The sequence below is a fragment of the Streptomyces sp. NPDC006193 genome (assembly GCF_040613915.1).
Classification (GTDB): Bacteria; Actinomycetota; Actinomycetes; order Streptomycetales; family Streptomycetaceae; genus Streptomyces.
Genome location: NZ_JBEXTB010000017.1, coordinates 45,327 through 57,848 on the forward strand (window position 1 = coordinate 45,327; position 12,522 = coordinate 57,848).

8 protein-coding genes are annotated in these 12,522 nt (G+C 76.0%); 3 read left to right on the forward strand and 5 right to left on the reverse strand.

The annotated features are described in order from the left end of the window. Nucleotides 1-719 precede the first annotated feature (719 nt). Nucleotides 720-4,094 (forward strand): pyruvate carboxylase, encoded by a 3,375-nt coding sequence (locus tag ABZ261_RS17585; protein ID WP_356860023.1) that lies wholly within the window; start codon nucleotides 720-722, stop codon nucleotides 4,092-4,094. A 106-nt stretch (nucleotides 4,095-4,200) separates the two neighbouring features. Here the strand turns inward: ABZ261_RS17585 and ABZ261_RS17590 are convergent, their stop codons facing one another. Both ABZ261_RS17590 and ABZ261_RS17595 read right to left on the reverse strand, forming a co-directional pair. Further along, nucleotides 4,201-5,175, reverse strand: a complete 975-nt coding sequence (locus tag ABZ261_RS17590; RefSeq protein WP_356860025.1) for a hypothetical protein — start codon at nucleotides 5,173-5,175, stop codon at nucleotides 4,201-4,203. Nucleotides 5,176-5,332: 157 nt separating this feature from the next. Then, the gene (locus ABZ261_RS17595) at nucleotides 5,333-5,785 is read right to left on the reverse strand and encodes a hypothetical protein (protein WP_356860027.1); all 453 of its coding nucleotides are present in this window, start codon (nucleotides 5,783-5,785) and stop codon (nucleotides 5,333-5,335) included. A 400-nt stretch (nucleotides 5,786-6,185) separates the two neighbouring features. Between ABZ261_RS17595 and ABZ261_RS17600 the strand changes: the two genes are divergently transcribed. Beyond that, entirely contained in the window at nucleotides 6,186-7,310 is a 1,125-nt protein-coding gene (locus ABZ261_RS17600; protein WP_356860029.1) for a GNAT family N-acetyltransferase, read from the forward strand. Between the two features lie 299 nt (nucleotides 7,311-7,609). On the opposite strand, the gene ABZ261_RS17605 is transcribed toward ABZ261_RS17600, so the two are convergent. The 3 genes from ABZ261_RS17605 to ABZ261_RS17615 form a co-directional block, all read right to left on the reverse strand. Then, nucleotides 7,610-8,593, reverse strand: a complete 984-nt coding sequence (locus ABZ261_RS17605; protein ID WP_356860031.1) for a zinc-binding dehydrogenase — start codon at nucleotides 8,591-8,593, stop codon at nucleotides 7,610-7,612. A gap of 44 nt (nucleotides 8,594-8,637) precedes the next feature. Then, nucleotides 8,638-9,504 carry a helix-turn-helix transcriptional regulator gene (locus ABZ261_RS17610; RefSeq protein ID WP_356860033.1) on the reverse strand — a complete coding sequence of 289 codons (867 nt, stop codon included), beginning with the start codon at nucleotides 9,502-9,504 and terminating at the stop codon, nucleotides 8,638-8,640. Between the two features lie 188 nt (nucleotides 9,505-9,692). Beyond that, nucleotides 9,693-10,709, reverse strand: coding sequence for a Ppx/GppA family phosphatase (locus ABZ261_RS17615; protein WP_356860035.1), 1,017 nt, complete (start codon nucleotides 10,707-10,709; stop codon nucleotides 9,693-9,695). A gap of 328 nt (nucleotides 10,710-11,037) precedes the next feature. On the opposite strand from ABZ261_RS17615, the gene ABZ261_RS17620 reads away from it, so the two are divergent. After that, nucleotides 11,038-12,255 carry an NAD(P)/FAD-dependent oxidoreductase gene (locus tag ABZ261_RS17620; RefSeq protein WP_356860037.1) on the forward strand — a complete coding sequence of 406 codons (1,218 nt, stop codon included), beginning with the start codon at nucleotides 11,038-11,040 and terminating at the stop codon, nucleotides 12,253-12,255. Nucleotides 12,256-12,522 lie beyond the last annotated feature (267 nt).

Consider the following 12,522-nt stretch of genomic DNA (forward strand, 5'->3'; position numbering starts at 1 on the left):
CGCCCCTCCCCGCCCCGGCTGCCTCCGCCCCGGCATCGGCCCCGGACGGCTCCGCGTCGGCCCCTGATCCGGAGAACCCCACCCCGGCGGATCGCGCGCCCCTCCCCGCCCCGGCTGCCTCCGCCCCGGCATCGGCCCCGGACGGCTCCGCGTCGGCCCCTGATCCGGAGAACCCCACCCCGGCGGATCGCGTACCGGCTTCCGCCTCCACGGCCCCCGGCCCCGCTGCCACCCCCTCACCCGCGCCTCCGGGCGCCGCCCCGGCCGACGCGCCGCCGGCGGCCGCCGGACGCGACGGCGGCGACCCGCTGACCGCGTCGGTGCCGCCTCCGCCCGACCGCGACACCGACCCCGACCGCGACCGCCGGTCCGGTCCGGCGGGGCCGGCCGCCGAGCCCGGGGCCGACGGTGTCGCCGTCCTCCGCGACCGCGCCCCGCGCTGACTCGCCGCCGCGCCCCGCCCCGGCGCCGTACCGTCCGGGCACGCTCGCGCCCGGGCGCCGGCATCCGGTCCGCCCCGCCGCGAGCCGTACCGCCGCGAGCGCCGCCCCGCCGTACCGCCGCGAGCCGCAGCGCCGTGCCCGAGGCAGCGGACCGGCGCGCCCGTGTGGCGCCGGACACCCCGACGGTGTGATGGTTTTCGCACGTCCACCCGTCGGGGCGCCCCCTAGGGTGGCCGCGGGTACGGCTCGACGCCGGGCAGCTGAAGGGAATCCAGGATGTTCCGCAAGGTGCTGGTCGCCAACCGTGGGGAAATCGCGATCCGCGCGTTCCGGGCGGGCTACGAACTCGGCGCGCGCACCGTCGCCGTGTTCCCGCACGAGGACCGCAACTCGCTGCACCGGCTGAAGGCCGACGAGGCGTACGAGATCGGGGAGCCGGGGCACCCGGTGCGGGCCTACCTCTCCGTCGAGGAGATCGTGGCCGCCGCCCGCCGGGCGGGCGCCGACGCCGTCTACCCGGGTTACGGCTTCCTCTCCGAGAACCCGGAGCTGGCCCGCGCCTGCGAGGAGGCGGGCATCACCTTCGTCGGCCCGAGCGCCGCCACGCTGGAGCTGACCGGCAACAAGGCCCGTGCGGTGGCCGCGGCCCGCGCGGCCGGGGTGCCCGTGCTCGGCTCCTCCCAGCCGTCCACCGACGTGGACGAACTGGTGCGTGCCGCCGACGAGATCGGCTTCCCGGTCTTCGTCAAGGCCGTCGCGGGCGGCGGCGGGCGCGGCATGCGCCGCGTGATGGACCCGGCCCAGCTGCGCGAGTCCGTCGAGGCCGCCTCCCGCGAGGCCGCGTCCGCGTTCGGCGACCCGACCGTGTTCCTGGAGAAGGCCGTCGTGGACCCGCGCCACATCGAGGTGCAGATCCTCGCCGACGGCGAGGGGCACGTCATCCACCTCTTCGAGCGCGACTGCTCGCTCCAGCGCCGCCACCAGAAGGTCATCGAGCTGGCCCCCGCCCCCGACCTGGACCCACAGCTGCGCGACCGGATCTGCGGCGACGCCGTCCGCTTCGCCCGCGAGATCGGCTACCGCAACGCCGGCACCGTGGAGTTCCTGCTGGACCGGGACGGCAACCACGTGTTCATCGAGATGAACCCGCGCATCCAGGTCGAGCACACCGTCACCGAGGAGGTCACGGACGTCGACCTGGTCCAGGCCCAGCTCCGGATCGCCGCCGGCGAGACCCTCGCCGACCTCGGCCTGTCCCAGGACACCGTCACCCTGCGCGGCGCCGCCCTGCAGTGCCGGATCACCACCGAGGACCCCGCCAACGGCTTCCGCCCGGACACCGGCCGGATCAGCGCCTACCGCTCGCCGGGCGGCTCCGGCATCCGGCTGGACGGCGGCACCACCCACGCCGGTACGGAGATCAGCGCGCACTTCGACTCGATGCTGGTCAAGCTGACCTGCCGGGGCCGCGACTTCGAGGCCGCCATCGGCCGGGCCCGCCGGGCGGTCGCCGAGTTCCGCATCCGCGGCGTGGCCACCAACATCCCCTTCCTGCAGGCGGTCCTGGACGACCCGGACTTCCAGGCGGGCCGGGTCACCACGTCCTTCATCGAGCAGCGCCCCCACCTGCTCACCGCCCGCCACTCCGCCGACCGCGGCACCAAGCTGCTCACCTACCTCGCCGACGTCACCGTCAACAAGCCGCACGGCGAGCGGCCCGACCTGCCCGACCCGCTGACGAAGCTGCCGCCGCTGCCCGCCGGCGAGCCGCCCGCCGGATCGCGTCAGCGGCTGTCGGAACTCGGCCCGGAGGGCTTCGCCCGCCGGCTGCGCGAGTCGCCGGCGACCGGCGTCACCGACACCACGTTCCGCGACGCCCACCAGTCCCTGCTCGCCACCCGGGTGCGCACCAAGGACCTCCTGGCCGTCGCCCCGGTCGTCGCCCGCACCCTGCCGCAGCTGCTGTCCCTGGAGTGCTGGGGCGGCGCCACCTACGACGTCGCGCTCCGCTTCCTCGCCGAGGACCCCTGGGAGCGGCTGGCCGCCCTGCGCGAGGCCGTGCCCAACATCTGCCTGCAGATGCTGCTGCGCGGCCGCAACACCGTCGGCTACACCCCGTACCCCACCGAGGTGACCGACGCCTTCGTGCAGGAGGCCGCCGCCACCGGCATCGACGTCTTCCGCATCTTCGACGCCCTCAACGACGTCGGCCAGATGCGGCCCGCCATCGACGCCGTCCGCGGGACGGGCACGGCGGTCGCCGAGGTCGCCCTGTGCTACACCGCCGACCTCAGCGACCCCGCCGAGCGGCTCTACACCCTCGACTACTACCTGCGGCTGGCCGAGCAGATCGTCGAGGCCGGCGCCCACATCCTCGCGATCAAGGACATGGCCGGCCTGCTGCGCGCCCCGGCCGCCGCCAGGCTGGTCTCGGCGCTGCGCCGCGAGTTCGACCTGCCCGTGCACCTGCACACGCACGACACGGCGGGCGGCCAGCTCGCCACCTACCTCGCCGCGATCCAGGCCGGCGTCGACGCGGTGGACGGCGCGGTGGCCTCCATGGCCGGTACGACCTCGCAGCCGTCGCTGTCCGCGATCGTCGCCGCCACCGACCACTCCGACCGGCCCACCGGCCTGGACCTGCAGGCGGTCGGCGATCTGGAGCCGTACTGGGAGAGCGTGCGGAGGGTCTACGCCCCGTTCGAGGCGGGCCTCGCCTCGCCGACCGGCCGGGTCTACCACCACGAGATCCCCGGCGGCCAGCTGTCCAACCTGCGCACCCAGGCCGTCGCGCTGGGACTCGGCGACCGCTTCGAGGACATCGAGGCGATGTACGCAGCGGCCGACCGCATCCTCGGCCGCCTGGTCAAGGTCACCCCGTCCTCCAAGGTGGTCGGCGACCTCGCCCTGCACCTGGTCGGCGCCGGGGTCTCCCCGGACGCCTTCGAGGCCACCCCCGACCGGTTCGACATCCCGGACTCGGTGATCGGCTTCCTGCGCGGCGAGCTGGGCACCCCGCCCGGCGGCTGGCCGGAGCCGTTCCGCACCAAGGCGCTCCAGGGGCGGGCCGCGCCCAGGCCGGCGCCCGAGCTGTCCGCCGAGGACCGGGCGGGGCTGGCGAAGGACCGCAGGAGCACCCTCAACCGGCTGCTGTTCCCCGGCCCGGCGCGCGAGTTCGAGGCGCACCGGCGGGCCTTCGGCGACACCGGCGTGCTGGACAGCAAGGCGTTCTTCTACGGGCTGCGCCCGGGCAAGGAGTACGCCGTCGACCTGGAGCCCGGCGTGCGGCTGCTGATCGAGCTGCAGGCCGTCGGCGAGGCCGACGAGCGCGGTATGCGCACCGTGATGTCCACCCTCAACGGCCAGCTGCGGCCCATCCAGGTCCGCGACCGGTCCGCCGCCTCCGACGTCCCGGTGACCGAGAAGGCCGACCGCGCCGACCCCGGCCATGTCGCGGCGCCGTTCGCCGGTGTGGTCACCCTTTCCGTCGCCGAGGGCGACGAGGTGGCGGCGGGCGCCACGATCGCCACCATCGAGGCGATGAAGATGGAGGCCGCGATCACCGCTCCGAAGGCGGGCCGGGTGTCCCGCCTGGCCGTCAACCGCATCCAGCAGGTGGAAGGCGGCGATCTGCTCGCCGAACTGGCCTGACGCCACGGCCCGCCCGGCCCCCGAGCCGACACGGCTGCGGGGCCGGCGGCGCGCGCCGCACGGCGTCTCGCCGCCCCTGCCGGACCGCCTGCCCGCCCCGCGCCGCCTACCGGTGGTCGACGAGCTGACGCAGGCGGGCCAGCAGCAGGTTCGGGTCCCGGCCGGTGGAGTAGGCGGCGCTCGGCACGTACACGGTCCGGCCGCGCACCGCCACGGACGTCGGGTTCGACAGCCCGTCCCGCGCGGTCAGCACGGTGACGACGGCGCCGTCCGGGCGCACGAGGACGACCCTGCTGCCGGAGTTCAGCGCGGCCAGCACGCTGCGCCCCTGCCCGGGGAAGGCGAAGTCGTCGATGCCTTCCAGCCCGGTGGCGCGGGTCTCGACGGGTCCGGCGGCGCCGTCGGCGCCGACGGGGATGCGCAGCAGCGCGCCCCGGCCGGTGTGGGACACCCACACGGCGTCCCGGTGCACCTTGATCCCGTTGGCGCCGAAGCCGGAGGCGGACGGCGCCCGCAGCGGTTCGAGGGCCTCGCCGACCGCCCACGCGGTGGCCGTGCCACCCGCCCGGGGGACGCGCCAGACGGTGCCGCGGACCGAGTCGGCCGCGTACAGCACGCCCCGGCGCTCGTCGAGGGCCAGTCCGTTGGGCAGCCCGTCGGCGGGCAGCGCGGCGATCCGCTCCGGCGCGCCGCCGGTGGGGGAGAGGCGCCAGATGCCGGTCGCGGCGGTGCCGGTGGCGTAGTTGACGTACAGCGTGCCGTCCTGGGCGCGGGCGATGCCGGTGACGACGGCGCTGCCGACCAGCGGGGTGGCCGGGTCCGCGACGGCGGGCAGGGTCGCCAGGACGCGGGTGCGGCCGTCGGGGGCCACGCGCGCGACCTGCCGGGCGGAGGCGAACGTCAGGTCGGCGGAGCCGTCGCGTTCGAGCGCGATGTTCTCGGGGGTCCGCCCGGCGGCGAGGTCGAAGTGCGCGACGACGCGCGCGTCGGTGACGACCGGCTCGGAGCCGGGCGCGGGCGCGGCCGCGACCAGGCCGAACGCGAGCACGGCGGTGGCGGCCGCACGGGGGGATCGGGGCATGTGACCTCGTCTCGGTCGGCGCACGGGGCGTCGGCATGCTGGGTCACACCACCATGAGGGGGACGCGGCCGCCGGTGACGGGAGCCGGGCCGGGGAGTCGCCCGCGCGGCCCACCTGTCGGCGCCCGGACGGGGCGCCCGGGTGACGGCCGGCCGGGTCAGTCCCAGAGCGGGTAGGTCACGACCTGCTGGAAGCCCTCCGGGCGGGCGCCGGTGTAGGTGAGGCTCATCCGGGTGAAGTGCTGCACGCCGGGGTCCTTCTTCCACGGCTGCGGGCCGTCGAGCCGCACGGTGACCGGGTAGCTGCGGAAGGTGCCGGCCGCGCAGTACGGCTTGCAGTCGTTGACCATGTTCACGCCCACGGCGGTCGCGCTCGTCCCGCTCCACTGCGACCAGTGCAGTCCGGTGAGCCGGCTGTTGCCGTCGCCGCAGGCCAGGATGAAGTCGGTGGGCTGGACGGTGCGGTGCCACAGGCAGTCGACGAGGACGGGCCGCGGTGGAGCGGCCCGGTGGACCGCGGGCGGCGGACTCGCGGACGCCGTCGTCATGGCCGCTGTCAGCAGGGTGCCTGCCGCAAGGGTGATTGCCGTTCCCGTCACTGATCCACGCATGGCCGCTCCCACCCGTCGTGCCGTGTCCGAGCGCGTGCACTCGACGCTACGACCGTCCCGCCGTTTCCACCAGTCCCGCAGGTCGCGGCGGTGTCCGCTGTTCCCTGTTTCCGCGGTGCCGACCCGGACACGCCGAGCGGCCGGCAGGCGTTCCCGCCCCGCCGGGGCCGGGCGGCCGTCTGTCCGACTCGTCACCGATGTCCCCGAACCCGTGGCGGACCGTCCGTCGCCTGGGGCACCCTTGCGGGAGGGATCCGGGAATCACCGGCAGGACGCGCCCGGCGCGTCATTGGGGGGAGCGGTCGCATGCGGTCCACGAGCCACGATCCACACGACCCGCCGGCCCGTGCCGCCTCCGGCACGCCGCTCGGGGAGCCGGCCGAGGGGCGGTCGAGCTGACGTGGAGATCACCGTCCACAGACCCGGCGAGCTGACGTCCGAACTGCGCACGGCCTGGCACCGCGCGATGGACGAGTCACCCGAGTACGCCAACCCCTTCCTCGCCCCGGAGTTCGCGGAGGGCGTCGGCCGGTTCCGTGCCGGGGCGCGGGTCGCGGTGCTGCGGGAGGATGGGGAGCCGGTCGGCTTCCTGCCCTACGAACGGGGGCCGTTCGGCACCGGCCGGGCCATCGGGCTCGGCCTGTCCGACTGCCAGGCCCTCGTGCACCGGCCCGGCGTCTGTTGGAACGCGCAGGAGGTGCTGCGGGCCTGCGGGCTCAGCATCTTCGAGTTCGACCACCTGGTGCGGGAGCAGCGGCCGTTCGGGCCCTACGTCACCGGCACGTTCGCGTCGCCGGTGATCGACGTGAAGCCCGGCGACGGCACCTATGCGCAATGGCTGCGCGGGACCTACCCCGGGCTCGCGAAGACGACGCTGAAGAAGGAACGCCGGCTCGGCCGGGACGTCGGCGAGGTGCGGTTCGAGTTCGACGAGCGCGACCCCGGGATGCTGCGCACCCTCATGCGGTGGAAGTCCGCCCAGTACCGCCGGACCGGCCGCGCGGACCGGTTCTCCCGGCCCTGGATCGTCGGCCTGGTCGAGCATCTGTCGGGCGTCCGCGAGGAGCACCTCACCGGAGTGCTGTCCGTGCTGTACGCGGGCGACCGCCCGGTCGCCGCCCACTTCGGACCCCGGTCGAGCACCGTGCTGGCGGCCTGGTTCACCGCCTACGACCCCGAACTGCACTACTACTCGCCGGGCTTGATGATGCATCTGCGAACCGCCGAGGCGGCCGCCCGGCACGGGGTGACCCTGGTCGACCTCGGGCGCGGCGACAAGGAGTACAAGGACTGGCTGAAGACCCGCGAACTGCGCGTCGGCGAGGGGTTCGCCGCCCGCCCGCACCCGGTGGCGCTGGCCCGGCGCCTGTGGCGGCGGCCGGTGCGCGGCCTGCGGAACACGGTGCTGGCCCACCCGCGCCTGCGCGAGCCCGCCGACCGGCTGCTGAGAACGGTGGGCGCCCTGCGCACACGACCCGGGCGGGACGCCGCCACGCCCCCTCCCCGTCCCCCGCGGCCCCTCTGACACGCCCCGGCGCCCACCGTGCCCGTCCCCGGCGGCAGCCGGGCGCCGCGACCGCACCGCGACCCCCGAGCCGGGAGAACGGTCGTCCGGCCGGCCCGGATGCCGAAGGCTGCGCCGCCGGTACGAGCGGCAGGCCGAGCACTTCCGCTGCGGTCGCCCGGTCCTCCTCTCGCCGGTGGGTCTGCGCGGCGTGGTCGGTGACGACACCTGTGCCGGGTCCGGCGTGCCGGCAGGAGGGCGCCTTCTCGAGGCTGTCCTGGCCGATCGGGCGGCCAGGCAGGGCGTGGGACGGCCGTGGGTCAGGATGCCGCGACCTGGAGCACGAGCTTGCCCGTGGTCGTGCCCGACTCGATGCGGCGGTGGGCCTCGGCGGCCTGCTCCAGCGGCAGGGTCGCGACCTGCACCCGCAGCTCCCCCTTCGCTGCGGCCGCCACCGCGCGGCGCAGTGCCCGGCCCGTCTCCTCGGGGAAGGCGGCGGAGAAGGCGGCCAGGTTGAAGCCGGAGACGGTCTTGTTGGTGAACCACAGTTCGTTGGCCGGGATGCCGACGTCCTCGGCGTCCGAGGCGTTGCCCATCACCACCAGCCGTCCCATCGGGGCCAGCAGGTCCAGGCCGGCTCGGCGGGCCGGGCCGCCGATCATGTCGACCACGATGTCGAACTCGCCGGCGTCGGCGATCCGGTCCCGCAGGATCACCTCGTCGTAGCCGAAGCCTCGGGCGGTCTCGATCTTGGCTTCGCTGCCTACCGTGCCGACCACGCGGCCCGCGCCGAGCAGGCGGGCGGCCTGGCCGAGCTGGCTTCCCACGCCGCCGGCCGCCGCGTGGACGAGAACGCTCGCTCCGGGCTCGATCCGGGCCACCCGGTCGAGCACGAGGAACGCGGTGGTGCTGTTGGACGGCAGCGCCGCGGCGACGTCCATCCCGATGCCGAGGCCGTCCAGCGGCGCGACCAGGTCCGCGGAGGTGATCACCACCTCGGCGTAGCCACCACTGTCGACGATCGTGAGCGCGGCCACCGGCTGCCCGACGGCCAGACCCTCGACGCCCTCGCCGACCGCCCGTATCCGCCCGGCCACTTCGATGCCCGGCACGAAGGGCAGCGGCACGTCGACCACGCCGCGCCGGTAGAGGACCTCGGCGAAGTTGGCGCCCGCGTACGCCACGTCGATGGCGACCTGGCCCGGCCCGGGCTCGGGAACCGCCAGGGTGGCGACGCGGAGCACCTCGGCTTCGCCGAACGCGGGGATGGTCACTGCCTTCATCTGCGTGCTGCTGTTGTTCATGTCACCGATCCTGGGGGCACGGCGGCACGGCGGGCAGTGCCCCTTCATCCTGGGTGTGGCACCACCAGGTTGTGCCGGCGCATCAGCGTCTCCAACCGCTCCCGGGTGTCGGTGCCGGGCCGCGGGTTGTGCAGGATCAGGTGGTGCCCAGGGTGCTCGGGCAGCGGCAGCAGCGTGGCATCGAAGATCATCGTCCCGGCCTCGGGATGATCGACCGCCTTCACCGCGCTGGTGTGCTCGGCCACGTCGTGGCGCGCCCACAGCTCGGCGAACTCGGGGCTGACCGCGGCCAGGCCGGCGGCGATGCGGCCGAACTCCGGATCGTCCGGGTAGCGTGCCGCGTCGGCCCGGAAGGCAGCGGCCACATCGGGAGCGGTATCGGCCCAGTGCCGGTGCAGCACCCGGTAACGGGTGTTGGTGAAGAAGGAGACCAGGCAGTTGTGGTCGCTCTCGCGGTAGCCGAACACCAGGCGCGCCGCGTCGTTGACGGCGGTGAAGTTCCAGTGGCGGTCGCGGATGTAGCCGGGCCGCGGCGACCAGGCGTCCAGCAGCCGCTGCACCTCGGGCGAGGGCGCCGCAGAAGGCGCGGAGGGAGCCTGCGGCGGATTGAGCCCGGCCAGACGGTACAGATGGGCGTGCTCGGCGGAGTCCAGCAGCAGCGCCCGGGCGATCGCGTCGAGGACCTGTTCGGACACCTTGATGTCGCGGCCCTGCTCCAGCCACGTGTACCAGGACACTCCGACGCCTGCCAGCACCGCGACCTCCTCCCGCCGCAGGCCCGGCGTGCGCCGCCGGCCGCCGTCCGGCATGCCGACGTCGGTCGGCGAGACCCGGGCCCGGCGGCTGCGCAGGAACTGCCGCAGCTCGGCGCGGCGGTCGTCGCGGGACAGGGGCGAGAGAGCACTGGCCATGAGGCCAACCCTATTAGGGGCTCCGCGAGGTCGTGGAGGCACGGCGTCGCCGGCCCCGGCCCGGAGGCGTCGGGCGCCTGGCCTCCGGCGGCAGCGGTCCGCCGTGAGCGCCGGCGGGACCGTACGGACGCCGCACGGCCGGGCGGGACCGCGCGAGAGGGTCGTCCGCGGGGCAGGCGGGCGGTCGGTCAGGCGGACGGGCCGGCGATGCGCAGGGGCGCCGCCGGGGACGGCGCCGCGGTGTCGGCGGTGATGTCGGTGCCGGCGACGTCCGTCCACCAGTCGGCGCCGTCCTCCACGTACCGCAGCAGCACCCCCTCGCGGATCGCCCAGGGGCAGACGACGGCCCGGGGCACCCCCATGAGTTTCAGCGCCGTGTGCCCGACGACCGCGCCCGCGAGGCTCTGCGCGGCCCTCGGCGCGGAGATCCCGGGCAGCTGCGCGCGCTCCGCGGCGGGCAGCGCCGCGAGCGTGCGCACCGCCTCCCGCAGGTCCTTGCAGGCGAGCTCCCGGTCCGCGAACGGCCCGAACCGCCCCGGCGCCGCCCCGCACAGCCGGGCCAGCTGCTGGAAGGTGCGGGAGCTGACGGCGGCGGTGCGCGGACGCTCCCAGCGGATCCGCGCGGCGACGTCGCGCAGTTCGTGGCGGATGCGGCGGCGCAGCTGCTTCAGCTCACCGGGTCCCGGCGGGTCCTGGACCGCCAGGTACTCACGGGTGAGCCGGCTCGCGCCGAGCGGCAGCGACGCGGCGAAATCGGGCAGCCGCCCCCGGCCGAAGGCCACCTCCAGCGAGCCGCCGCCGATGTCGAGCAGCGCGAGCGGGCCCGCCTTCCAGCCCAGCCAGCGGCGGGCCGCCAGAAAGGTCAGCTCGGCCTCCGTCTCACCGGGCAGGGTGCACATCCGGACCCCGGTCCCGGACGCCACCCGCTGCAGCACCTCGGGACGGTTCGGGGCGTTGCGGACCACCGTCGTGGCGAAGGCCAGCGGGCCCGCCGCGTGCCACTTGCGGGCCGTGGCGCCCGCCGCGGCGACCGACTCGACCAGATGCCGCACCGCCTCCTCCGCGATGGTGCCGTCCGCGCCGACCTGCTCGGACATGCGCAGCTTCCACTTGACGGTGTGCACCGGCAGCGGAACGCCACCCTCCACATCCGCGATCACCAACCGGACCGCGTTCGACCCCGCATCGACCACGCTCACCCGCATGACCTGGGAGTACCCGCTACGCCGCCGGAAACCCCTCACGCGGGGGGCGTGCCGGGGCACGACGGGACCGGCGCGTGCCCCGGAGACCGGCTCCCGCGACGCCGGGGGCGGGCCGGGAGCGCGAGGCGCACGCGCCGGGGTCGCGGGGACGTGGGGGCAGCGGCCCGTACCGGGCGCTCCGGCGTGGCGCCCGCAGCGGCGACCGTCCTGCCCGGGCTGCGCCTGTCCGGATCTCGGCCCCGCACGTCCCGGCGAGCCCGCCGCTGTCCTTAGATGTACATGACCACTGTCGGCGCGCGGAAAGCGGTAGGTGACCGGAGCGAAGGTGATGAGGGTACTGGTGATCGGCGGCGGCGTCGCGGGCACCGCCACCGCCCTGGGCCTGCACAAGGCCGGACACGACGTCACCGTGTTCGAGGCCCACCCGGACACGGCCGAGGACATCGGCGCCTTCCTGACCCTGGCGAGCAACGGCATGCGCGCCCTCGCCGAGCTGGACGCCGCGGAGGCCGTCACGGCAGTCGGTTTTCCGCTGACTTCCCTGCGGCTGCTCGACTGCCGGGGCGCCGAGGTGACGCACGGACCGCTCGGCGAGGCCGACGACCCCGCGCTGCGCTACCGCTGCCTGCGCCGCGGCGAGCTGAACGCCGCCCTGCAGGGCGAGGCGGCCCGCCGCGGCATCCCGGTGCGGCACGGCGCCCGGCTGGTGTCCCTGACGGACGGCCCGGACGGCGTCACCGCGCGCTTCGCCGACGGCGCCACCGCCACGGGCGACCTGCTCATCGGCGCCGACGGACTGCACTCGACCGTACGCCGGCTGATCACGCCCGGCGTCCGCCCCACCTACGCGGGCCAGCGGGTCTACTACGGCTACACGCACACCGCACCGGCGTCCGACCGGGCCGGCGTCATCACGATGGTGCGGGGCAGCGAGACGGCCTTCGGGTACGCGGTGTCGCCCTCGGGGGAGACGTACTGGTTCGCCCGCACGGGCGGCGACCCGCTGCCCGCCCGCGCCCCGGCCGCCCCGACCGCGGTGCTGCGCGAGCAGCTGCTGCCGCTGCTGCGCCAGGACAGCACGCCCGCCGCCGCCCTGGTCGAGGCCGCCGACGGCGTCATCATGGTCACCAACGCCACCGAACTCCCCCTGGGCACCACCTGGCACGCCGGCCGTGTCCTGCTCGTCGGCGACGCGGCCCACGCGGCCTCGCCGGCGACCGGCCAGGGCGCCTCGATGGCCCTGGAGGACGCCGTCGTCCTCGCCAAGGCGCTGCGCGACCTGCCCGACCCGCACACCGCGTTCGCCGGCTACGAGCGGCACCGCCGGGCGCGCGTGGAGCACAACATCAGCGTCAGCGGCGGTCTCTCCCGCGGCAGGCGTCCCCCGTCCCGCCCGGCCGCCCCGGCGGCCCGGCCCGCGGAGCCGCACGCCCAGCTGATCCGCCAGCTCGCCTGGAACACACAGCTGTCCGCGGCGCCGCACGAGCCTCCGCCGCTGACGGAACTGCCGTTGGCGGCCGGCCGGTCGCCGCGCCCCCTCGGGTGACGGCGCCCACCCTGCCCGGGACCCGGTCGACCGCCGGGCCCGACCACCCGAGCACCCCCCGGACCGCCGCCCGCAGCGAGCGGGTGCCCCGCCGCGGGACCGCCGGCACCCGGCGAGCCCGACGCCCGCCCGGCGGTGCCGCCCGCCCGGCCGTGACGGCGGCCCCCGCGAGCTCCGCGGTCCCCGGAAGCACGGTGGCCCCCACGGGCGCGGCGGCGGCCGCGCCCGGTCCGAGGCTCGCGGGCGCCGGCCCGGACCGCCGCATCC

Excerpts from the sequence above, each read along its gene's own strand:
- ABZ261_RS17585 (WP_356860023.1), top strand. The coding sequence starts at position 720 with ATGTTCCGCAAGGTGCTGGTCGCCAACCGTGGGGAAATCGCGATCCGC.
- ABZ261_RS17590 (WP_356860025.1), bottom strand. The coding sequence starts at position 5,175 with ATGCCCCGATCCCCCCGTGCGGCCGCCACCGCCGTGCTCGCGTTCGGC.
- ABZ261_RS17595 (WP_356860027.1), bottom strand. The coding sequence starts at position 5,785 with ATGCGTGGATCAGTGACGGGAACGGCAATCACCCTTGCGGCAGGCACC.
- ABZ261_RS17605 (WP_356860031.1), bottom strand. The coding sequence starts at position 8,593 with ATGAACAACAGCAGCACGCAGATGAAGGCAGTGACCATCCCCGCGTTC.
- ABZ261_RS17610 (WP_356860033.1), bottom strand. The coding sequence starts at position 9,504 with ATGGCCAGTGCTCTCTCGCCCCTGTCCCGCGACGACCGCCGCGCCGAG.
- ABZ261_RS17615 (WP_356860035.1), bottom strand. The coding sequence starts at position 10,709 with ATGCGGGTGAGCGTGGTCGATGCGGGGTCGAACGCGGTCCGGTTGGTG.
- ABZ261_RS17620 (WP_356860037.1), top strand. The coding sequence starts at position 11,038 with ATGAGGGTACTGGTGATCGGCGGCGGCGTCGCGGGCACCGCCACCGCC.